General features: G+C 60.9%; 19 protein-coding genes, 2 pseudogenes and 1 riboswitch. Of the genes and pseudogenes, 15 read left to right on the top strand and 6 right to left on the bottom strand.

What is annotated here, in order from left to right:
- The first annotated feature begins 49 nt into the window (after nucleotides 1-49).
- From lpcA to C2U37_RS16130, 3 genes are all read left to right on the top strand, one after another.
- Nucleotides 50-628 (top strand): D-sedoheptulose 7-phosphate isomerase, encoded by a 579-nt coding sequence (gene lpcA / locus C2U37_RS16120; RefSeq protein ID WP_039038837.1) that lies wholly within the window; start codon nucleotides 50-52, stop codon nucleotides 626-628.
- 113 nt (nucleotides 629-741) lie between these two features.
- Nucleotides 742-1,539 carry a class II glutamine amidotransferase gene (locus tag C2U37_RS16125; protein ID WP_104452697.1) on the top strand — a complete coding sequence of 266 codons (798 nt, stop codon included), beginning with the start codon at nucleotides 742-744 and terminating at the stop codon, nucleotides 1,537-1,539.
- Nucleotides 1,540-1,839: 300 nt separating this feature from the next.
- Entirely contained in the window at nucleotides 1,840-2,175 is a 336-nt protein-coding gene (locus C2U37_RS16130) for an Hpt domain-containing protein (RefSeq protein ID WP_010674144.1), read from the top strand.
- Between the two features lie 12 nt (nucleotides 2,176-2,187).
- Here C2U37_RS16130 and C2U37_RS16135 read toward each other — a convergent pair whose 3' ends face one another.
- The gene (locus tag C2U37_RS16135) at nucleotides 2,188-3,111 is read right to left on the bottom strand and encodes a gluconeogenesis factor YvcK family protein (RefSeq protein WP_029314269.1); all 924 of its coding nucleotides are present in this window, start codon (nucleotides 3,109-3,111) and stop codon (nucleotides 2,188-2,190) included.
- Between the two features lie 113 nt (nucleotides 3,112-3,224).
- Here C2U37_RS16135 and C2U37_RS16140 point away from each other — a divergent pair, with 113 nt between their 5' ends.
- Nucleotides 3,225-4,406: an FIST signal transduction protein gene (locus tag C2U37_RS16140; protein WP_041201554.1), complete on the top strand. Its 1,182-nt coding sequence runs from the start codon at nucleotides 3,225-3,227 to the stop codon at nucleotides 4,404-4,406.
- Nucleotides 4,407-4,424: 18 nt separating this feature from the next.
- Entirely contained in the window at nucleotides 4,425-6,500 is a 2,076-nt protein-coding gene (locus tag C2U37_RS16145) for an ATP-binding protein (protein WP_041212729.1), read from the top strand.
- Nucleotides 6,501-6,772: 272 nt separating this feature from the next.
- Here C2U37_RS16145 and C2U37_RS16150 read toward each other — a convergent pair.
- Nucleotides 6,773-7,249 (bottom strand): annotated as a pseudogene (locus tag C2U37_RS16150) (LON peptidase substrate-binding domain-containing protein); the annotation flags it as partial.
- Nucleotides 7,250-7,338: 89 nt separating this feature from the next.
- Between C2U37_RS16150 and C2U37_RS16155 the strand changes: the two are divergent.
- Complete coding sequence (locus tag C2U37_RS16155; RefSeq protein WP_049636888.1) at nucleotides 7,339-8,952, top strand: IS1634-like element ISAs25 family transposase; 1,614 nt, start codon at nucleotides 7,339-7,341, stop codon at nucleotides 8,950-8,952.
- 10 nt (nucleotides 8,953-8,962) lie between these two features.
- Here C2U37_RS16155 and C2U37_RS16160 read toward each other — a convergent pair.
- The 4 genes and pseudogenes from C2U37_RS16160 to narQ all read right to left on the bottom strand — a co-directional run.
- Nucleotides 8,963-9,076, bottom strand: a pseudogene (locus tag C2U37_RS16160) (LON peptidase substrate-binding domain-containing protein); the annotation flags it as partial.
- Between the two features lie 360 nt (nucleotides 9,077-9,436).
- Nucleotides 9,437-9,844, bottom strand: a complete 408-nt coding sequence (locus tag C2U37_RS16165) for a globin domain-containing protein (RefSeq protein ID WP_233768405.1) — start codon at nucleotides 9,842-9,844, stop codon at nucleotides 9,437-9,439.
- Nucleotides 9,845-9,945: 101 nt separating this feature from the next.
- On the bottom strand, nucleotides 9,946-10,584 hold the full coding sequence (narL, locus tag C2U37_RS16170; RefSeq protein ID WP_104452698.1) for a two-component system response regulator NarL: 639 nt from the start codon (nucleotides 10,582-10,584) through the stop codon (nucleotides 9,946-9,948).
- A complete protein-coding gene (gene narQ / locus C2U37_RS16175; RefSeq protein ID WP_041215515.1) occupies nucleotides 10,584-12,296 on the bottom strand; it encodes a nitrate/nitrite two-component system sensor histidine kinase NarQ in 1,713 nt (570 codons plus the stop codon). Before narQ ends, narL begins: the two co-directional genes overlap by 1 nt.
- A 78-nt stretch (nucleotides 12,297-12,374) precedes the next feature.
- A riboswitch (molybdenum cofactor riboswitch) is annotated at nucleotides 12,375-12,514 on the top strand.
- Here narQ and moaA point away from each other — a divergent pair.
- The 9 genes from moaA to moaB all read left to right on the top strand — a co-directional run bounded on the left by moaA (nucleotide 12,502) and on the right by moaB (nucleotide 20,616).
- The gene (gene moaA, locus C2U37_RS16180) at nucleotides 12,502-13,497 is read left to right on the top strand and encodes a GTP 3',8-cyclase MoaA (RefSeq protein WP_010674152.1); all 996 of its coding nucleotides are present in this window, start codon (nucleotides 12,502-12,504) and stop codon (nucleotides 13,495-13,497) included. It overlaps the preceding riboswitch by 13 nt.
- Before the next feature lie 251 nt (nucleotides 13,498-13,748).
- The gene (napF, locus tag C2U37_RS16185; RefSeq protein ID WP_104452699.1) at nucleotides 13,749-14,258 is read left to right on the top strand and encodes a ferredoxin-type protein NapF; all 510 of its coding nucleotides are present in this window, start codon (nucleotides 13,749-13,751) and stop codon (nucleotides 14,256-14,258) included.
- Entirely contained in the window at nucleotides 14,255-14,557 is a 303-nt protein-coding gene (locus tag C2U37_RS16190; RefSeq protein WP_199770461.1) for a chaperone NapD, read from the top strand. The genes napF and C2U37_RS16190 overlap by 4 nt, the downstream gene beginning before the upstream one ends.
- A 189-nt stretch (nucleotides 14,558-14,746) precedes the next feature.
- Nucleotides 14,747-17,236, top strand: coding sequence for a nitrate reductase catalytic subunit NapA (gene napA, locus C2U37_RS16195; protein WP_041212735.1), 2,490 nt, complete (start codon nucleotides 14,747-14,749; stop codon nucleotides 17,234-17,236).
- A gap of 16 nt (nucleotides 17,237-17,252) precedes the next feature.
- Nucleotides 17,253-17,987, top strand: coding sequence for a ferredoxin-type protein NapG (napG, locus tag C2U37_RS16200; RefSeq protein ID WP_104452700.1), 735 nt, complete (start codon nucleotides 17,253-17,255; stop codon nucleotides 17,985-17,987).
- The gene (napH, locus tag C2U37_RS16205) at nucleotides 17,984-18,859 is read left to right on the top strand and encodes a quinol dehydrogenase ferredoxin subunit NapH (protein ID WP_104452701.1); all 876 of its coding nucleotides are present in this window, start codon (nucleotides 17,984-17,986) and stop codon (nucleotides 18,857-18,859) included. The genes napG and napH overlap by 4 nt, the downstream gene beginning before the upstream one ends.
- Nucleotides 18,859-19,314: a nitrate reductase cytochrome c-type subunit gene (locus tag C2U37_RS16210; RefSeq protein ID WP_029314277.1), complete on the top strand. Its 456-nt coding sequence runs from the start codon at nucleotides 18,859-18,861 to the stop codon at nucleotides 19,312-19,314. The genes napH and C2U37_RS16210 overlap by 1 nt, the downstream gene beginning before the upstream one ends.
- A gap of 11 nt (nucleotides 19,315-19,325) precedes the next feature.
- Entirely contained in the window at nucleotides 19,326-19,916 is a 591-nt protein-coding gene (locus C2U37_RS16215; protein WP_010674159.1) for a cytochrome c3 family protein, read from the top strand.
- A gap of 193 nt (nucleotides 19,917-20,109) precedes the next feature.
- Nucleotides 20,110-20,616 carry a molybdenum cofactor biosynthesis protein B gene (gene moaB, locus C2U37_RS16220; protein ID WP_104452702.1) on the top strand — a complete coding sequence of 169 codons (507 nt, stop codon included), beginning with the start codon at nucleotides 20,110-20,112 and terminating at the stop codon, nucleotides 20,614-20,616.
- The last annotated feature ends 22 nt before the right edge of the window (nucleotides 20,617-20,638 follow it).

Here is a 20,638-nt window from a genome sequence, read left to right on the forward strand (position 1 = left end):
TGTGCGACAATGCCGCCACCCTATGTTGGACGACGAGATTTCAAGAACCATGTACCAAGAACTGATCCGCAACGAGTTGACCGAAGCTGCCAGCGTGCTTCAGGCGTTCCTGGCAGATGAGCAAAATCTGAAAAACATCGAGGCGGCGGCCAAGCTGCTCGCCGACTCCTTCAAGCAGGAAGGCAAGGTACTCTCCTGCGGCAACGGCGGCTCCCACTGCGATGCCATGCACTTTGCCGAGGAGCTGACCGGTCGTTATCGCGAGAACCGCCCAGGCTATGCCGGCATCGCCATCTCCGATCCCAGCCACCTCTCCTGCGTCTCCAACGACTTTGGCTATGACTATGTCTTCTCTCGCTATGTGGAGGCCGTCGGCCGCCGTGGTGACGTGCTGCTCGGCATCTCTACCAGCGGCAACTCCGGCAACATCCTCAAAGCCATCGAGGCGGCCCGTGCCAAAGGGATGAAGGTGATTGCCCTGACCGGCAAGGACGGCGGCAAGATGGCTGGTCTGGCCGATGTGGAGATCCGAGTGCCGCACTTCGGTTATGCCGACCGCATCCAGGAAGTGCACATCAAGGTGATCCACATCCTGATCCAGCTGGTTGAAAAAGAGATGGCCAAGTAATCAACGATCCGGGATTGAGAGGGGGGGATGGGTGACCATGTCCGGCCCTCTCGACCAGCCGTGACGGTTGATTGACGAAACCAGAGTCAAGACATTCAGGGAGTGGATGGTATATGTGCGAACTGCTCGGCATGAGTGCCAATGTGCCGACCGACATCTGCTTCAGCTTTACCGGGCTGATGCTGCGGGGCGGCAAGACCGGTCCCCACAAGGATGGCTGGGGGATCACCTTCTATGAGGGGCGGGGTTTTCGCACCTTCAAGGATCCCGAACCCAGTGCCCAGTCTCCCATCGCCAAGCTGGTCCAGGCACTGCCCATCAAGAGCCGTGCCGTGGTCAGCCATATCCGGCAGGCGAACCGGGGGTGTGTCTCCCTGGAAAACACCCACCCATTTACCCGAGAACTGTGGGGCCGTTACTGGACCTTTGCCCACAATGGCCAGTTGACCGGTTACAAGAGGCTGCCCACGGGGCGGCACCGCCCGGTAGGCGACACCGACAGCGAGCACGCCTTCTGCTGGCTGCTCGACAGGCTGGAGCACAAGTACCCCAAACGGCCGGCAAATTTCCCCGCCATGTTCCGCTACCTCGTGACCCTGTGTGACGAGCTGCGTGGGCTCGGGGTGTTCAACATGCTGCTGTCGGACGGAGAGTTCGTGATGACCTATTGCAGCAACAACCTTTACTGGTTGACGCGCAGGGCTCCCTTTGGCGAAGCCCGTCTGCTGGATGAGGATGTGGCCATCGACTTTCAGAGTGAAACCACGCCGAACGATGTGGTGACCCTGATCGCCACCCGGCCGCTCACCGGCAACGAGAATTGGGTGAAGATGGTGCCCGGGGAGTTCTGCCTGTTCAGGCTGGGCGAGCTGGAATATGGCAATGCAGCCAACTTGTTGAACCAGAAATAAAAAATACCAGGGTAGATGTCTACCCTGGTTCTTCGCAGCAGCCATACAGGCAAAAAGGGATGAGAGAGGTGTTGCTGAGCCGCATCATTCTCATGGGTTACATTGTTACTTTAATGTTAATTTTGTGACAACCTTTATCTCTCTCCATTCTGGCTGACATACCGATAACTTGAAGCTGCTCACATTCTGGTGTCGCAAGAGCATCCGGAGCGATACGGGCATGCCCGAAGGACGGGTGACAGCGGGGCTGTGGGTCCGCTATATTGTGGTCTGTTTGAATACCATCATAGGGAAGAGAAGATGGAGTGGCTGGATCAGAAAGTGCTGCGACAACTGGCAGATGACATCGGTCACGAGATGATGCCGGTCGTCATCTCGGTGTTTGTCGAAGAGGTAGGCGAGCAGTTGGCCCAATTAAGGCCGCTTTTTGAACAGCGGGACTGGTCAGCCCTGGCGCGTCTCGCCCACAGCATGAAATCGTCCTGTGGCAGCTATGGCGCCAAACCCAGCTATCAGCAGGTGATGGATCTGGAGTCCGCCTGTCGCCGGGAAGATGAGCAAGAGGCCGGCAGACTGCTGGCTGAGCTGGAGCACTCCCTGCCCCAGGTCTTCACCCATCTGGCCCAGTTTCACTGATCCAGAAGGGCATCAGCCCGCCATGTCGCGCTCGCCAAGCCTGCTCAGGATCACGGTGTCGAGTGCCAGCCGCAGCTTGAGGCGGTCGTGGCGGTGGGGGAGGGCCGCTTCACCCAGCTCGGCCCGAACGAGGCAGTGCTGCAGCTCGGGTACCTGGGGACCCTCGGGAGCCAGAATGGCATCGATCCGGCCGCTGCCTATCCGCTCTTCCAGCCAACGATGCTGACTGGACAGTGACAACTGGCCAGCCGGACCCTCTTCGTCCACCAGATTGCTGATGAACACGACGATGGCGCGGCTGCTGCGGATCGCCTCCGCAATCTCGCGCAGCAGCAGAGGAGGCATGATGGAGGTGAGGAAGCTGCCTGGCCCCAGGATGATCATGTCGGCCTGGCTCAGCGCCTCGACCGCTTCGCGCGTGGCGGGCACGACCGGTTTCAGGCTCAGGGCCCGTGGCGGCGTGGTGAGCTGATCGATGGAGACCTCCCCCAGGATCTGATCGCCACAGACGGTGTGGGCGCACAGATCGGTGGGATGCTCGGACATGGGCAGCAGATTGGGTTCAATTTCCAGCATGTCGCTGATGAGCCGGATGGCATCCAGGGGGCGCACGCAGAGGTTGTCGAGGGCCAGCAGCATCAGGTTGCCGAGGTTGTGGCCCGCCAGCTCGCCGCGGCCGGTAAAGCGGTGCTCGAACAGCTGGCTACCGATGCTGGGGGTGGTCACCAGCTGGTTGAGGCAGTTGCGCAGATCCCCCCAGGCGATGCACTCCTGGCTTTTGCGCAGGCGTCCGGTGGAGCCGCCATCATCCGTGGTGGTGACGATGCCCGTCAGCCTGGATCCCAAGAACGACAGGGAAGAGAGCACCCGGCCCATACCGTGCCCGCCGCCGATGGCGACAACCCGGTCGAAGTCATTGATATTTTTCTGCCACATGCAGTGATCCCGTGGGAGGCCAGTGAGCACCATTCTAGTCTCCATGGCCAGGTAATTGTTTGATAAGGGTATGATTTTTGCTTGATGCCAGCATCCTGTACCCCTAGGAGACGATGTTGAACTTCCTGACGGCTCACTCGCTTGCCGAGACGACCCCACTGGCCGCCCAACAAGTTACAGAGCGGTTGCATGCCCAGTCATCCCATGTTCCATCGCTGTTGCTGGTCTATTTTACCCAAGCACACGAGGCGGCGGAACTGCGCCGTGCGCTCAAGGCACGTTTTCCCGATACCCGGCTGATCGGTTGCAGCTCCTGCGGCGGTATCCTGACCCAGGATGGCCATCATGGTCGGCATGGCTGGAGCCTGTCGGTCGCCGCCCTTTATGATGACAAGGGGGCCTATGGCGTGGCTGGCCAGATGGGGGATCAACCGGATGTGCGGGCATTGCTGCGCCGCGCCATCGCCGATGGTGGCCGACCGGGAGAGCTGCCGCAGCTCGTGTTGCTGCACACCAGCCCGGGGCTGGAGGAGGTTGTGCTCGCGGGGATCGACGCCGAGTTTGGCGCGACCGTTCCCGTCGTCGGCGGGTCGGCGGCAGACGACGGCGTGGCCGGGCAGTGGCAGCTGTGCTGGGACGAAGGGGAGGGATCACAAGGGTGCGTGTTGGCGGTGCTTTACCCCGATTGCCAACTGGCGTTCCAGTTTCATTCAGGCTATGTACCCACCGAGTGTCGCGGCATCATTACCGGGATAGACGGGCGGGAGGTGCTGACCATCGATCACGAGCCGGCGGCCCGGGTCTATGGTCGCTGGACCGAGCGTGCGACGCCCTGGCCGGTGGGCCCCATCCTCAGGGAGACGACGCTCTCGCCACTGGCCCGTCAGGTCGGCATGCTCGATGACCTGCCCTACTACAAGCTCTCCCATCCCGAGGCGGTGACGGCGCGGGAGGGGCTGCGCCTCTTTACCGAAACCCGACTGGGAGAGCGGCTGCTGCTCATGTACAGCAGCCAGGAAGGGTTGTTGCAGCGTAGCCTGAATGCGGTGAATATCGAGCCTGAATATGGCATGGCGAGCAATATGCGCCCCTTTGGCGCCCTGGTGGTGTTTTGTGCCGGTTGTCGGCTGGCACTGGGGGACAGGCTGGGGGACATCGTCAGTCAATTCAGTCAGAGGCTGGGTGAGATCCCCTTCATCACGCCCTTTACATTCGGTGAACAGGGACGATTACCCCATGGTGAGCTGGCACACGGCAACCTCATGGTGTCGAGCGTAATCTTCCTCGAGAGCTGACACTGTGCTGGATTCAAGATGATAGGCAATAGCGAACTCGAAACCTTGGGCGACAAACTGCAAACCACGCTGGTGGAGCTGATGCGTTGCCGGGAGCGGGAGGCCAGATATCGGGAGGAGTCCCAAGCCCTGCTGTGCGGGGTGGCGACCCTGGCACAGGCCCAGAGTCTGGAGCAGGTACTGGAGAGTCTCATTCTTGCTCTCAAGCCCTTTATCGGATTCGAACAGGCGGACGTGGTCGCCTGGGAGGCCGTGAGGGGCAGCACCCATCTGAGCACCCAGCCGGACGAGGTGGGCCGGACCTGGTCGCTGACACCGCTCTTCTCCAGGGCCATCGAGGGGGAGACCCTGGTGATCTATGATCCCGCCCAACTGCCTGAGCTGGCGCCGCTGGCGGGGGCGCCGGGCTGGGCCAGCGTCATGATGACAGGCTTGCAGGGACCGGGGTTTTCCGGTGTGCTCATCTGCCGGCACGGCGTGGCGGGCACCTTCGATCTCAAGAGCAAGGCGGCGATGCAGCGTTGTCGCCCGCTCATCTCCCAGGCCCTGGTCAATATCGCCTATCGGGCTCGCCTGCAAGAACAGGTTGACCTCAAGACCCTGGCCCTGCAGGCCAGCGAACAGCGTTTTCGCAGTTTTGCCGCCATGGCCTCCGACTGGTTCTGGGAGACCGATCCCCAGCACAGGCTCAGCTATGTCTCTGCCCCTGGCTATCAGGGGGAGGTGTTGGCCCGCCAGACGGGGAGAAGCCTCTATGATTTTGCCCACGACAAGCAGGACCCGGCCTGGAGCCACTACCGGCACCTGATCGCCCACCATCTGCCGGTGCGGGGAATGCGGGCCCAGGTGATGCTGGCGGGCGGGCCTTGCTGGATGGAGATCAATGCGGAGCCTTGCCATGATGCCGGTGGCCGCTTCCTCGGCTATCGGGGCACGGCGCGGGAGATAGGTAGCCAGATCCGCCGCGAGCAGGAGCTGGCGCGGGCGCGGGACGATGCCGAGACGGCCAACCGTGCCAAATCCCAGTTCCTCGCCATGATGACCCACGAGATCCGCTCTCCCATGAACGCCGTGCTGGGGATGCTGGATCTGCTGCAGCACGGCCGACTCGACACTCCGCAACAGACCCTCATCGGCCATGCCACCCACTCTGCGCATCTGTTGCAGACCATCATCGACGACGTGCTCGATTTCTCGAAAATAGAGTCACATACCCTGACCCTGCACTGTGAACCCTTTCAGCCAGCCGAGCTGTGCCGTGCCCTGGTGGAGCCCTTGCAGGCACAGGCCAGTGCCAAGGGCATCACACTGCACTGGCATCTGGATGAGACGCTCCCTGAACGCCTTCAAGGGGATGCCGTCCGCCTCTCCCAGGTGATAGGCAACCTGCTTGGCAATGCCGTGAAGTTCACCTCCGCCGGCAGCGTGCGTCTGGCGTTGACCTGGGAGGAGGAAAAGTTGGGGGTCATGGTCAGCGACACGGGGATCGGCATCTCCACCGAGGATCAGGCGTTGCTGTTCGAACCCTTCTATCAGGTCGACAGTTCGGCAACCCGCCGCTTCTCCGGCTCGGGGCTCGGACTAGCCATCTGCAGGCGGCTGGTGCAGCTGATGGGGGGAGACATTTGCGTGCAGAGCACGCCTGGGCTGGGAAGCTGCTTCTGGTTCGAGCTGCCCGGGATGGCCTCTCCCTGTGCTCCGACCGCCGCCCCCGGCAGTGAAGAGTGCGCCAGACTGGAGCTGGATGTGTTGGTGGTGGAAGATAGTCCGGTCAATCAACTGGTGGTATCCCTGATGCTGCAGAAGCTGGTGTGCAGGGTGAGGCTGGCAGGCAATGGTCTGGAAGCCCTGGCACAGGTGGCGAAGCAGCAGCCGGACCTTGTCCTGATGGATATGCGGATGCCGCAGATGGATGGGCTGGAGGCGACCCGGCGCCTGCGGGACATGGGGTGCGAGGTGCCCATCGTCGCGTTGACGGCCAATGCCATGATGGAGGACAGGGCCCGCTGCCTTGCCCAGGGCATGAACGATTTTCTGGCCAAACCCATCAGTCTTGCCAGGCTGCGAAGCTGCCTGCTCCGCCATTGCAGGTGATGTCGGCTGATTTTGGGTAAAAAAAATGGTCAACCTGGTGGTTGACCAATTCTTCAGCAAATACTGAAGAGAGCACGGGATAAATCGGGTTGTACGGTTTTATATGAAAAAGTCGTGCCAACTTTTCAAAACCTGTTATTTGCGGCCTGTAGCTGAATTGTGTGTTATTTATCGCTACCGTGATTGCAAAATGCAATTCTCATTTTTTCATTATAAGAATGCAGTGCCGAGAATTCGCGTTTTGCAAACCAACCGTTGACTCACTCTTTGACTCACTGTGCGATCAGTCGGCGCAAGAACTGGCGCGCCGCTTCACTGTTCTGCTTGGCAATCAACATCTGTTTTTCATAGATCGGCATGGGCAGGATCTCGAGCCAGCGTTGGCAGAGCCAGGCTGCATCGTCGAACTGCTTGTCCGGGTAGAGCTCATCCAGTTCCGGGTATTGTGCAAAGACCTCTCTCAATCGGCTGACCAGCTGGTTGTCGCTGACATCAGAATCCGCACTCGGCCAGTTGGGCAGTGGCTCGACCTGGGCGTGCCTGAGGCCTGCGTCATCCGTTTCCATCTCGTGGATGCAGAAGCGTTCAAGGCCGAGCACGGTGACCCCGAGCAAACCGTCGTTGAGGGTATAAAAATCAGTCACCTTGACGCGGGTTCCGACCGGGAGAATCCGTCCGCAGGTGCCCGTGCTGGTGGTCTCTTCCATCACGATGCCAAAGCCACGATCCTCGAGGAAGGACTCCTTGAGCCGTCATTCCGCACCTGATTTTGCTATTTTCAGTGCTTGACGGCGATCGGCCGTTCTGATCTATTACTCTCTTTTGCAGGTAGATCATCATGGCCGCACCCGCTATCTCGATCCGTAACCTCGATCACCTTGGTTTGGTCGCCGCACTCTGCCAGGAACTGGGCATTGCCCGCATGATCGATGCCTTGCTCCCCAAAACCCCGCCTTTCAAGGTCTCACATGGTGAAGCCTTGGTCGCCATGATAGTGAACGGCCTCGGCTTTCACAGCAGCACCCTGCACATGTTCCCGCAATTCTTCGCTAACAAGCCGGTTGAGCGCCTGATTGGCCCCGGGATCTGTGCTGATGACCTCAATGATGATGTGCTCGGTCGCTGTCTCGATGCCCTCTTTGAGGCCGATGTCAGCGCCTTGTATCAGGTGATGGCGGCGCAAGTTGTCGAGCGGCTGGGGCTCAAAAGCACCGCAGTGCACCTCGATATTACCAGCTTCCACGTCGATGGCGCCTATGACTGTGCCGATGGGGATCTGGTCGGTAAGCTGCAACTGGTGCGTGGTTATAGTCGTGATCACCGGCCAGAGCTGAATCAAGTGATCCTTGAGCTCATCTGTGAAAATCAGGCCGGCCTACCTGTCTATATGCAGGCCCTGAGCGGCAATAGTAATGACACCAAAGCCTTTGCCCAGACCGTTCGTCGCCATTTGAGCAGTCTCAAGGCCGCGCAGGAGTGCCGTTATCTGGTCGGCGATGCCGCACTGTACTGCGCCGATACCTTGCAATTACTGGCGCAACAGCAGCAACTATTTGTGACCCGGGTGCCCGTCACTCTCAATGAGGCAAAGCAGGCCGTGGCAACCATAGGTGCACAACCGCTGACCGCTCTGGGCAATGGCTATCATGGCCGTTGGCAACACGCGAATTATGCCGGGGTCGCGCAACGTTGGTTGCTGGTGCGCAGCGAACAAGCCAGCCACCGCGAGCAGCAGACATTGGCCAAAAACCTGCTCAAAGACAGTACCCGCGAGCTCAAAGCCTTCGCCAAATTGTGTGCCCGACGCTTTGCTTGTGAGGCGGATGCCCAAGCTGAGTTGAGCTGTTTTACCGCCAGCTTGATGCTGCTGCAACTGGATGCCGAAGTGGTAGGTGAACCCGTTTATACAGGACGTGGCAGACCCAAGCGTGGCGAAGAGCCAATTGGCCATCAGTTTCAAATCACTGGGTTGGCGGCAACTAGCCTGGCTTGCGTTGAAGAGGCCCACAACCAGACCGGGGTGTTCATCCTGGCGACCAATGACCACAGCGATACGCTGACCATGGCCGAACTTTTGGCCACCTATAAAGCGCAGCAGAATGTCGAACGGGGCTTTCGTTTTCTCAAGAGCCCGGAGTTTTTAACCTCCTCACTGTACCTGAAAAAGCCGGAGCGGATTGAAGCGTTGCTCATGGTGATGACCTGTAGCCTGATGATTTACGCAGCGTTGGAGCACCGGATCCGGCAGGGATTAGTGGAGCAGAATCGCAGTGTGGCGGATATGAAAAAGAAACCGACCCAGCAGCCGACGGCCCGTTGGATCTTTTTGCGCTTTGGTGGCATCCATGAATATCGACTGGGAGAAGCTCCGCCACAAGTAACGGAGCTAACAGGAGACCAGCAGATCATTTTGGAGGTATTGGGTGAGCGCTATCGGCAAATTTATTCCTAAATCAGGTGCGGAATGTCGGCTTGAGCATCTGCAGGTGGCGCGGCTCGAACAGGCGAAGGGGGAGCTTGCCACCGGGCAGAATGTGGGACGGCAAGGGGAACAGTGCCAGTTGTTGAAGTTTCATGTTCCATCCTCCTAATCACTCATTGCTGAATGTGACAATGCAGTGACCGTGCCAGAGAGAGGTGGCGTGGCGAAGGGGTGAGCCATTTCCCGTGGTTATTTTTAATATCCATTTAAAATCAATCTATTGTGATTTTGTATCACGAACGCAGGCAAGGTAGTGCGAAAGGGATTCAGGTGAGGTGTTAGGGCGCCGAACATACCCCGTGTGCAGAATGAGTCTATTTTCGCATATTGCAAATTTGATTCATGCAAAATGCCTGTTACAGACCCATTCAGCGATTGGAGACCAAGGCTAGGGGATCAGGTGGTGAATTCGGTGTGCTGTGTCATGCCGTCCAGCATCAGGGCGGCTATTTCGTCATACATCTGCGACCAGGCCTGTGCCAGTGCCAGTGCCGGGGTAAAACCACTGCCGAGACGCCGTGCCAGTACCTGGGTCAGCGCCTGTTTGAGCAGCGCATTGAACGTTGAATCGCTGGTGACGCCTGCCGAGATCGCGAATGATGAAACCCAGTGCATCCAGCTGGGAGAGGCTGGTGATGACGGTGTTCAGGGTGTCCGACACCTTGGCAACGGGCAGCTCCTGATGTGGGGGAAAGAGGGCCCTGAGTTCGGGGGGCAATCTGAACAGCTCTTCATACACCTCCTGGACATAGCTGTTGTTCAGGGCGCTCACCCTGCCCCAGGCTTTCTGGACCAGCTCTATCTGCTCAAAGGTCATGTCGATGTTTCCTTCCCGTTCGATGTCATGAAAATAATAATCCATCTACTCAATAGAGCACCGGGTTCCGCGCCATTTGGGGAAAAGGAGAGGGGGCCAGCAAGGAGGCACGGATGGTGACCCCTTGCTGGCAGGAGGCCGGGACCTCAGTTGCGCTGTTCCAGGTACATGACGGCTGCTTCGACGCGGCTTTGGGCCTCGAGCTTTTTCAGCAGGCTCTTGACGTGGACCTTGACGGTTCCCTCGGAGATATGGAGCACGGAGGCGACCTGCTTGTTGGACAACCCCTTGGCGATTTCACGCATGATCTGCATCTCGCGTCGGGTCAGGCTCTCCAGCTTCTGCTGCAGGTGGTCCAGCTCGTAGATGTTCTCGAGATAGGGACGTAGCGGCTCGCTCAGGATCTGCTTGCCGGTCATCACGTCAGCCAGCTGGGCCAGCAGCATGTCAGGCTCGGTGTCCTTGAGCAGATAGCCGTCCGCGCCTGCCTTGAGCAGGGCAACCACATCCTGGCGGGCGTCAGAGACGGTCAGGATCACCACGCGGGAAGTCACCTCTTCGGCCCGCAGCGCCTTGAGGGTATCGAGACCTGACAACCCCTTCATGTTGAGGTCGAGCAGGATAAGGTCCGGTTCGGACTCCTTGGCCATGGCCACGGCGTCGGTGCCGTTGGAGGCCTCGCCAACCACGTCGATGTGATCTTCCAACTCCAACAGTTGCACAATTCCCTTGCGCATCAGGGGGTGGTCGTCCACGACCAGAACACTGTATTTCATCTCGTCCATCAGGCGTCTCTTGTTAGGCTGGTGGGAAAGGTCAGGTGTATGCGGGTGCCCCCGGAGGGCGGTTCACTGATGGTCAACTGGCCGCGCAATTTGCTGGCGCGTTCATTCATGATGCTGAGACCGTAGTGATTCACCGCCGAGCTTGCGCCCCTTATTCCAACACCATCGTCTGCAATCTGAACCTGGATGTTACCATCAGCCAGGGTCTCACAGCTAACGTCAATGTGCCGCGCACTGGCATGCTTGATGGCATTGAGCACTGCCTCACGGATCAGCTGCAGGATGTGAATGTGCTGCCCTGCTTCAAGGTCGGTGTCCGTCAGTCCGTACTGGAGCCTGATGTCGGCGTGCGTCTGGGGTTTGAGCTGCTCGAGCATGACCGCGATGGCTTCACCCAGGTTGGCATCGCCGATGCTGAGGCGGAAGGTGCCGAGCAGTTCGCGCAACTGGGTATAGGCATTGCTGAGTCCCTCGTCGATCTGCTCCATGGCTGCCTCGGTCTTGGCCCTGTCTCCCTTGGCGAAGGAGCGTTTGAGCAGCGTGGCCTGGATCTTCAGGTAAGAGAGGGCCTGGGCGAGGGAGTCGTGCAGTTCACGGGCGATGACGGCGCGTTCTTCCATCAGCAGCAGGCGCTGGTGCTGCAGCAGGGTCTGATCCTTGTGCAGCACCTGGGCCAGCAACATGGAGAAGTTCTTCATCAGCCGCTCGTCGATGGGGTGGTCGCTTATCATGTCGAGCCGGCCATACTCCTCGTCATCCATCTGCAGGTAGAAGCTCACCACGGCGTCCAGATCCCCCGGCCACCCCTTGCGACCTGTGATGTAGACCGGCATCGCATTGTGCTCGAAGCGGGTGAGGCGGATGTACTCGATGTGCTGGTGGGCGGCGGCCCGCTCCAGCAGCTTTTGCAGGGTGCGGCGGCTGAGGGGCGCCGCGTGCAGTTTCTGGGCGGTAGAATAGAGGAAGGAGAGGGTGTCGTTGGCCTGTTGCAGCTTGGCCGTTTTCTCCTCCACCTTGCTCTCCAGCTCCCGGTAGAGTTTGCCAAGCTCGTCGGCCATGGTCGCGAACGCCCCCGATAACTCTCCCAGCTCGTTTTCACAGTGGGGGGGCAGGGTGAGATCGAACTCCTGGCGCTGGATCTGGCGTGCGCAATAGACCAGCTGATTGAGGGGCGCCACCACCTGCTGGCGGGTGAAGCGCACCGTGCACCAGGCGATGGTGATGATGGCGAGCAGACCCAACCCCTCTGCCAGGGCCAGCATGCGAACCTTGAACTCCACGTGGTACTGCATCTGGTTGACGAAGTCATCGATGGCGGCGACGAACTGCTCCGTATTGTCGGTATAACGGCTGGGAGTGGCATTCTCGATGTGTTCGCGCATCACTTGCCATTGCAGCAGGACTTCACCATAGGTGCGGCGCAGGGAGGCGGGCGTGATCCAGCGCTGGGTCTCCTGCAGCTCGGGGGCATGAAGGGTCTGTTCAAACTGGGCGAGCCGACCGAGGACGACCTGATCCTTCTCGATTTCATAGGCCATGCGGTAGGCCTGCATGCGCAGGGAGCCCGACAGATTGATGGCCTTGGCATCGGGAACCGAATAGAAGAGGGTGACCATGGCCACCACGGCGATCAGGCTGGCCATGAACAGGATCAGCACCATGGAGCGACCGATGGCGCTGCTGACCGACTGCACTCTGAACCATTTTCCCATGCCGACCGGCTCCCTTTTCACCCACAAAGACCCCACAAAGTAGCATGGGAGTGTACTCCAAGTTGTGCTAGCATCGAAAAACTAGATGAACTCCGAGCGATTTTGCCTAAGTCATTGAGATAGGGGGAGATCGCCGTCAGCCGATGCTCGAGCTGAAAGGGTCAGGAAAGAAATGCCCTGGCCTCCCGTATTTGGAAAGGTGTTTATGTTGCCACTTGAAGATGGTTTTTCCCGTCGCTTTTACTATTTGCGTCTGTCGGTCACCGACGTCTGCAATTTCCGCTGTACCTACTGTCTGCCGGACGGCTATCACCCGCCGAAAGGAGATGGTGAGGGGCGCCAGTCCTTCCTCTCCCTGGAGGAGATCCGTCGCGTCGTCTCCGGGTTTGCCGCCATGGGGACGCGCAAGGTGCGTCTGACCGGAGGCGAGCCCTCCCTGCGCCGCGACTTCACGGCCATCATCGAGACCGTGGCCAATACCCCCGGCATCGAGAAGGTGGCCATGACCACCAACGGGTATCGCCTCAAGGAGCGTGCCCGCGAGTGGTTCGATGCGGGGCTGACGGCCCTGAACGTCAGCGTCGACAGCCTGGATCCCCGTCAGTTCCACCAGATCACCGGCGAGAACAAGCTGGCGGAGGTGATGGCGGGGATAGACGCCGCCCTGAGTGCCGGTTTCCGGTCGGTCAAGATCAACGCCGTGCTGCTCAAGGGGCTCAATGATCATCAGCTCGAGACATTCCTCGCCTGGATCCGGGACAAACCCATCGAGCTTCGTTTCATCGAACTGATGCAGACCGGCGAGATGGACGCCCTGTTTCGCGATCACCATACCAGCGGTGAACTCATCAAGCAGCGCCTGCAAGAGAGCGGCTGGGTGCAGCAACTGCGCGGCCTGGATGATGGCCCAGCCCAGGTGTTCACGCATCCGGACTCGAGGGGCGGGGTGGGACTCATCATGCCTTACAGCAAGGATTTTTGCGCCGGTTGCAACCGGCTGCGGGTCTCCTCCAAGGGCAAGCTGCACCTGTGTCTCTTTGGCGACAACGGGGTGGAACTGCGGGATCTGCTCACCGATGACAGCCAGCAGGAGGCGCTGCAATGGCGTATTCGCCAGGCACTGACCGGCAAGGCCGCCACCCATCGCCTCCATGAAGGTAATGCAGGCATGACCCCCCACCTGGCCTCCATCGGCGGCTGACAGCCGCCGTGCACCTCAAATAACCTTCGATTAATTATCAATCCTCACATAGGGGTAATTTACCTTGCCCCTGCTGTGTCTAATTGCGCCAAGGGTTTGATCCAGCGCAAGAATCCCCCCTGTTTATCTCCCTGGTGGTATATCCCCTGACTTGTCAGGGCCGCAATATACACCCACGCTTATAATTGGTATTGAAAATGCCAGTCACGGGATCCGCGCGGGGGCATCCGCCCCCGAAAAGAGGAGTCGATATGACCGATGGGGTCAACTTGTCACGCAGAGGCCTGTTTCGGGGACGCCTGAGCGCCCCCAAGGCTGGGATCCAGTTGCCCTGGTCCGTCTCCTGGGACGAGTTCGTGGCCGGCTGTACCCGCTGCGGCGACTGTCTGGCGGCCTGTCCGGAGCAGACCCTGATCAAGGGAGACGGGGGCTTCCCCACGGTGGATTTTCACCGCGGCGAGTGCACCTTCTGCACCGAGTGCGTCAGCGCCTGCCAGGCGCCTGTGTTCAGGCCGACAACCCAGACACCCTGGGAGTATGTGGCCCATATCGAGGCGGGCTGTCTGGCCACGGCCCAGGTGTTCTGCCAGCGCTGTCAGGACAGCTGCGAGCAGCAGGCCATCCGCTTTTCCCCCCTGCTGGGGCGCGTACCCACCCCCAGCATCCATGCCGAGTCGTGCAACGGTTGCGGGGCCTGCGTGGCGGATTGCCCGGTGGGCAGCATCAGCATCGGTCTGTCTCGTGGCGAGGCTTCGCGATGACCCAAGAGACGAACAAGTTGGAAAACGGTGATATGACGCGAGAAGAGTTCCATGTATCCAGCCTGGTGGTGCTGACCCAGCCCGATCTGCGCCACGCCCTGGCAGAGCGGATTGCGACCCTGGATGGGGCCGAGATCCACGCCGTCAGCGAGGAGGGCAAGCTGGTGGTGACCCTGGAGGGGCCGAGCCAGCGCCCCATCATGGCGGCCATCGACACCATTCAGGGGTTGCCCGGGGTGCTCTCTGCGGCCCTGATCTACCACCAGTTCGATGAAATGGGCGCCGAAGATGGGGAATAAGGCGTCATGTGGCAGAAGCGCAAGAGTCGTTCGCTGACCGCCACGGCTAATACACGGGATGCCGGGTCTGTTGTCTGCGTTCGATGAACGAAAAGCCCAGAGCAAAGGAATAAAGCGCCATGGAGCTGAGCCAGCGCGGCTCGTTACAATGGCTGTCATTGATGTGATTAAGCAATGCGAGGATATGTCATGAAGCTGAGTCGACGCGACTTTATGAAGGCCAATGCGGTGGCGGCAGCCGCTGCCGTGGCCGGTGTCAGTGCCCCCACTCTGGCGGCGAACCTGATCACCAGTACCGACAAGACCGCCATCACCTGGGACAAGGCGCCGTGCCGCTTCTGCGGGACCGGCTGCTCCGTGCTGGTGGGCTCCCAGGCTGGCCGCGTCGTGGCGACCCAGGGGGATCCCGATGCACCGGTCAACCGTGGCCTGAACTGCATCAAGGGCTACTTCCTCTCCAAGATCATGTACGGGGAGGATCGCCTGACCCAGCCCATGCTGCGCATGACGAACGGCAAGTTCGACAAGAACGGCAACTTCGCCCCCATCAGCTGGGATCAGGCCTTCGACATCATGGCCGAGAAGTTCAAGGCGACCCTGAAAGAGAAGGGCCCGACCGCCGTCGGCATGTTCGGCTCCGGCCAGTGGACCGTCTGGGAAGGTTATGCCGCCGCCAAGCTGATGAAGGCGGGCCTGCGCTCCAACAACCTGGATCCCAATGCCCGTCACTGCATGGCTTCCGCGGTCGTGGGCTTCATGCGTACCTTCGGCATGGATGAACCCATGGGCTGCTACGACGACATCGAGCAGGCCGACGCCTTCGTGCTGTGGGGCTCCAACATGGCCGAGATGCACCCCATCCTCTGGTCGCGCATCTCCGATCGCCGTCTGTCCCACCAGGATGTGCAGGTGCACGTGCTCTCCACCTTCGAGCACCGCAGCTTCGAGCTGGCGGACAACGGACTGGTGTTCACCCCCCAGACCGATCTGGCGATCCTCAACTACATCGCCAACTACATCATCCAGAACGACAAGGTGAACTGGGAGTTCGTCAACAAACACACCCAGTTCCGCAAAGGGGTGACCGACATCGGCTACGGCCTGCGTCCCACCAATCCGCTGCAACAGAAGGCCAAGAACCCGGACAGCGGCGACTCCACCCCCATGAGCTTCGACGATTTCGCCAAGTTCGTGGCGGATTACGATCTGGAGTCCGTCTCCAAGCTCTCCGGTGTGCCCAAGGACAAGCTCGAGAAGCTGGCCCAGATCTATGCGGATCCGGACAAGAAGGTGGTCTCCTACTGGACCATGGGGTTCAACCAGCACACCCGTGGCGTCTGGGCCAACAACCTCTGCTACAACATCCACCTGCTGACCGGCAAGATCTCCCAGCCGGGCTCCGGCCCCTTCTCCCTGACCGGCCAGCCCTCCGCCTGTGGTACCGCCCGTGAAGTGGGTACCTTCGCCCACCGTCTGCCGGCGGACATGGTGGTCACGGATCCCAAACACCGCGCCATCGCCGAGAAGATCTGGAAGCTGCCGGAAGGCACCATCCCGGAGCAGGTGGGCTACCACGCGGTGCTGCAAAACCGCATGCTGAAAGACGGCAAGCTCAACGCCTACTGGGTGATGTGCAACAACAACATGCAGGCCGGCCCGAACATGAATGAAGAGGCGCTGCCCGGTTATCGCAACCCGGCCAACTTCATCGTGGTCTCCGACCCTTATCCGACCGTGACCGCCCAGGCGGCTGACCTCATCCTGCCCACCGCCATGTGGGTGGAGAAAGAGGGGGCCTACGGCAACGCCGAACGTCGCACCCAGTTCTGGCACCAGCAGGTGAAGGCACCGGAAGGGGCCAAATCCGACCTGTGGCAGCTGATGGAGTTCTCCAAGCGCTTCACCGTGGAAGAGGTGTGGCCGGCCGAACTCATCGCCAAGATGCCGGAAGTGAAGGGCAAGACCCTGTTCGACGTGCTCTATGCCAACGGCCAGGTGAACCAGTTCCCGAAAGAGCAGAGCAAGGGGGCCCTGAACGACGAGGCCGAGCACTTTGGTTTCTACGTCCAGAAGGGGCTGTTCGAGGAGTACGCCTCCTTCGGTCGCGGCCATGGCCACGACCTGGCGCCGTTCGATCAGTATCACGAAGCCCGTGGCCTGCGCTGGCCTGTGGTGGACGGCAAGGAGACCCTGTGGCGCTATCGCGAAGGGTTCGACCCTTATGTGAAAGCGGGGGAGGGGGTGCGTTTCTACGGCAAGCCCGACGGCAAGGCGGTCATCTTCGCGTTGCCCTATGAGCCGGCTGCCGAGGCACCGGACAAAGAGTACGACATGTGGCTCTCCACCGGTCGCGTGCTGGAGCACTGGCATACCGGCACCATGACCCGCCGGGTCCCCGAGCTCTATCGCGCCTTCCCGGATGCGGTGCTGTTCATGCACCCGGAAGATGCCAAGGCTCGCGGTGTGCGCCGTGGGGAAGAGGTGATCGTCTCCTCCCGCCGGGGCGAGGTGAAGACCCGGGTCGAGACCCGGGGCCGCAACCGTCCGCCCAAGGGACTGGTGTTCATGCCCTTCTTCGACGCGAGCCAGCTGGTCAACAAGCTGACCCTGGACGCTACCGATCCGCTCTCCAAGGAGACGGATTACAAGAAGTGCGCCGTCAAGGTCATGAAGGCCTGAGGCGGGGGAGCGCGAGATGAGTCGTAGTCGGCGCCAGTTTCTGGCCGACATGGCCAAGGGGGCCTGTGGTGTGGGCCTGCTTGGTGTGGGGCTCGGCGGAGTGGCGCGCCAGCAGGTGCAGGCTTTGCCTGCCCAGGCGCTGCGCCCGCCGGCCGCCCTCGACGAGGCCGAGTTCCTCGGCGCCTGCGTGCGCTGCGGGCTCTGCGTCGAGGCATGCCCCTACGACACCCTCAAGCTCGCCCGGCTGTTTGAACCCGTGACCACCGGCACCCCCTACTTCAAGGCGCGCGCCGTCCCGTGCGAGATGTGTGACGACATCCCCTGCGTGGTGGCCTGCCCGAGCGGGGCGCTGGATAGGGCCATGACCGACATCGATCAGGCGCGGATGGGAGTGGCGGTGCTCATCGATCACGAGACTTGCCTCAACTACCTGGGGCTGCGCTGCGACGTCTGCTACCGGGTCTGTCCCCTCATCGACAAGGCCATTACCCTGGATCTGCAACACAACCCGCGCACCGGCAAGCACGCCATGTTCCTGCCCACGGTGCACAGCGATCTCTGCACCGGCTGCGGCAAGTGCGAGCACGCCTGCGTGCTGGAGGAGGCGGCCATCAAGGTGGTACCTCGCCAGCTTGCCAAGGGGGAGCTGGGTCACCACTACCGGCTCGGGTGGGAAGAGAAGGAGAAGGCGGGCAAGTCCCTCATCGGTGAACGACTGACCCTGCCGACCCGCAAACCGGAGGGTCTATGAGTCGGTATCCGGGAGCCGAGGCCACGGCCAGGCTGGGGTGGTGGCGTGCCCACCGCTTCCTGCTGCTGCGCCGGCTCTGCCAGTTCGGGGTGCTGGGGCTGTTCCTGCTGGGGCCGCTCGCGGGCATCTGGATCCTCAAGGGCAACCTCTCCAGCTCCCTGCTGCTGGAGACGGTGCCCCTCACGGATCCCCTGACCCTGTTGCAGTCGGTGGCGGCGGGCCAGTGGCCCATCTCCACCCTGTGGCTCGGGGCCGGGCTGGTGCTCGCGGGTTACTGGCTGGTCGGGGGGCGGGTGTTCTGCTCCTGGGTCTGTCCGGTCAACCTGGTCACCGATGCCGCCGCCTGGCTCAGGGGGCGGCTCGGGCTCAAGGGCAATGGTCAGTTCAACCGCGCTACCCGCTACTGGCTGCTGGCCATGGTGCTGGTGGCGCCGGCCATCACAGGCGTGCTGGTGTGGGAGCTGGTCAATCCGGTGTCGCTCACCCTGCGGGGCCTGCTGTTTGGCATGGGGGCGGGCTGGGGCCTGCTGGCGGTGCTGTTCCTGTTCGACCTTTTTGTGGTGGAGCGGGGCTGGTGCGGCCACCTCTGTCCGGTGGGGGCCTTCTACGCCCTGGTCAACCGGGTCGGGTTCATCAAGATTGCAGCCTCGGGGCGCGAGCGGTGCAGCAACTGCATGGATTGTTATGCGGTCTGCCCGGAGCGCCCCATCCTGCGCGGCCCCGTTCATGGTGCCAGGCGTGGTCACGGGCCCTTGATTGCGGCTCAGGAGTGTACCAACTGCGGCCGTTGCATCGATGTCTGCGCGGAGCAAGTTTTTGAAATCACTGTAGGTTTTGCCGTCAAGGCAGAGAAAACGTCGGAGAACACATAATGAAGAAGCTGATTGGAGCAATGCTGGCCTGCCTGATGGCGGGTTCCTTGATGGCGGCCGTCCCTGAGATCACCAACAGCACGGGGGGCATCAAGTCGGAGCGGGGAAGCACGGATCTGGTGACGGATGCCGACGCGGCCCCCATGAAGAACTTTCGCAAGGATGGCGACCTCTACGATCGCCAGTACATGCACCAGCCCCCGCTGATCCCCCACGACACCCGCAACTATGAAGTGGACAACAAGGTCAACAAGTGCCTGGCCTGTCACAGCTTCAAGAACGCCAGTGCCATGAAGGCCCCCAAGATAAGCCCCACCCACTTCGAGACCCGCGACGGCATGACCCTGGGCGAAGTCTCGCCGCGTCGCTACTTCTGTCTGCAGTGCCACGTGCCGCAAGCGGATGCCAAGCCGCTGGTGAACAATACCTTCAAACCGGTTGAAGCGCTGAACTGAGGAACCCATAGATGAAATTACCCGGCTTTGTGAAGCGTCTGTGGACCACCTTCAAGTCACCGTCGAAGGCGGCCCTCTGGGTCATCCTGCTGATGGGCTTCTTCGGTGGCGTCATCTTCTGGGGCGGGTTCAACACCGCCATGGAAGCGTCCAACACCGAGGCCTTCTGCACCGGTTGCCACGAGATGAAGGACAACGTGTTCGTGGAGTACCGCGACACCATCCACTACGCCAACCGCTCCGGCGTGCGGGCCAGCTGCCCGGATTGCCACGTACCCCACGAGTGGACCTACAAGATCATCCGCAAGGTGCAGGCCTCCAAGGAGCTGTGGGGCATGATCACCGGCAAGGTGGATACCCGCGAGAAGTTTGAATCCCACCGGCGGGAGATGGCCGAGCGGGAGTGGCAGCGGATGAAGGAGACGGATTCGCGCGAGTGCCGCAACTGCCACAACTTCGAGTACATGGACTTCTCCCTGCAAGGGCGTCGGGCCGCCCAGATGCACTCCACCAACCTGGCAAGCGGGGCCAACACCTGCATCGACTGCCACAAGGGGATTGCGCACCAACTGCCTGACATGAAAGGGGTGCCAGGCTTCTGATGGGAAGGCCGCCGGATCCCCGGGATCCGGCGGCCTTCGAGATTAATGGGCAATGACGCCCCCCAGCCAGACATCTTTTGATAGAATCCCTTCCCGGCAACGCGGCGCCCACCGGCTCCTTTCATGGCTGGCACCACGGTGCGGCGCGTTCACCTCATCCTCTCGTGGTCAATGATTGACAGGAATGGCCCCAATGGCACCCAAACACAGCGAATTCATCCCTCTCAAGATCGCCGTCCTGACGGTTTCCGACAGTCGCACCGCTGCCGATGACAGCTCGGGGGACTATCTGGTCGAGGCCCTGACCCAGACCGGCCACGTGCTGGCCGACCGGGCGCTCTGCCCCGACAACCTGTTTCGCATCCGCGCCCAGGTGAGCGACTGGATTGCCGACGAGGGAGTCCAGGTGGTGCTCATCAATGGCGGCACCGGCTTCAACGAGCAGAACCGGGTGCCCGAGGCGGTCGGCGTGCTGTTCGAGCGCACGGTGCAGGGTTTTGGCGAGATGTTCCGCCAGCTCTCGTTTGCCAAGATAAAAGGCTCCGCCATGCAGAGCCGTGCCCTGGCAGGGCTCGCCAATCGCACCCTGATCTGCTGCCTGCCCGGCTCCACCGGCGCCTGCCGTCTGGGTTGGGAACTGCTTATCCGGGATCAGCTCGACGCCCGTACCCGGCCGTGCAACTTCGTGACCCATCTGTGATCCCGGGAGTAAACCCGGATCA

Source organism: Aeromonas sp. ASNIH1 (assembly GCF_002934285.1).
GTDB lineage: Bacteria > Pseudomonadota > Gammaproteobacteria > Enterobacterales > Aeromonadaceae > Aeromonas > Aeromonas caviae.

Bases quoted from the DNA above. Each gene is read 5' to 3' on its own strand.
- C2U37_RS16165 (WP_233768405.1), bottom strand. From the start codon at position 9,844: ATGGATTATTATTTTCATGACATCGAACGGGAAGGAAACATCGACATG.
- C2U37_RS16145 (WP_041212729.1), top strand. From the start codon at position 4,425: ATGATAGGCAATAGCGAACTCGAAACCTTGGGCGACAAACTGCAAACC.
- C2U37_RS16125 (WP_104452697.1), top strand. From the start codon at position 742: ATGTGCGAACTGCTCGGCATGAGTGCCAATGTGCCGACCGACATCTGC.
- lpcA (WP_039038837.1), top strand. From the start codon at position 50: ATGTACCAAGAACTGATCCGCAACGAGTTGACCGAAGCTGCCAGCGTG.
- moaB (WP_104452702.1), top strand. From the start codon at position 20,110: ATGGCACCCAAACACAGCGAATTCATCCCTCTCAAGATCGCCGTCCTG.
- napH (WP_104452701.1), top strand. From the start codon at position 17,984: ATGAGTCGGTATCCGGGAGCCGAGGCCACGGCCAGGCTGGGGTGGTGG.
- narL (WP_104452698.1), bottom strand. From the start codon at position 10,584: ATGGACGAGATGAAATACAGTGTTCTGGTCGTGGACGACCACCCCCTG.
- C2U37_RS16215 (WP_010674159.1), top strand. From the start codon at position 19,326: ATGAAATTACCCGGCTTTGTGAAGCGTCTGTGGACCACCTTCAAGTCA.
- C2U37_RS16190 (WP_199770461.1), top strand. From the start codon at position 14,255: ATGACCCAAGAGACGAACAAGTTGGAAAACGGTGATATGACGCGAGAA.
- C2U37_RS16130 (WP_010674144.1), top strand. From the start codon at position 1,840: ATGGAGTGGCTGGATCAGAAAGTGCTGCGACAACTGGCAGATGACATC.
- napA (WP_041212735.1), top strand. From the start codon at position 14,747: ATGAAGCTGAGTCGACGCGACTTTATGAAGGCCAATGCGGTGGCGGCA.
- napF (WP_104452699.1), top strand. From the start codon at position 13,749: ATGACCGATGGGGTCAACTTGTCACGCAGAGGCCTGTTTCGGGGACGC.
- C2U37_RS16140 (WP_041201554.1), top strand. From the start codon at position 3,225: ATGTTGAACTTCCTGACGGCTCACTCGCTTGCCGAGACGACCCCACTG.
- moaA (WP_010674152.1), top strand. From the start codon at position 12,502: ATGTTGCCACTTGAAGATGGTTTTTCCCGTCGCTTTTACTATTTGCGT.
- C2U37_RS16135 (WP_029314269.1), bottom strand. From the start codon at position 3,111: ATGTGGCAGAAAAATATCAATGACTTCGACCGGGTTGTCGCCATCGGC.
- napG (WP_104452700.1), top strand. From the start codon at position 17,253: ATGAGTCGTAGTCGGCGCCAGTTTCTGGCCGACATGGCCAAGGGGGCC.
- narQ (WP_041215515.1), bottom strand. From the start codon at position 12,296: ATGGGAAAATGGTTCAGAGTGCAGTCGGTCAGCAGCGCCATCGGTCGC.
- C2U37_RS16210 (WP_029314277.1), top strand. From the start codon at position 18,859: ATGAAGAAGCTGATTGGAGCAATGCTGGCCTGCCTGATGGCGGGTTCC.
- C2U37_RS16155 (WP_049636888.1), top strand. From the start codon at position 7,339: ATGGCCGCACCCGCTATCTCGATCCGTAACCTCGATCACCTTGGTTTG.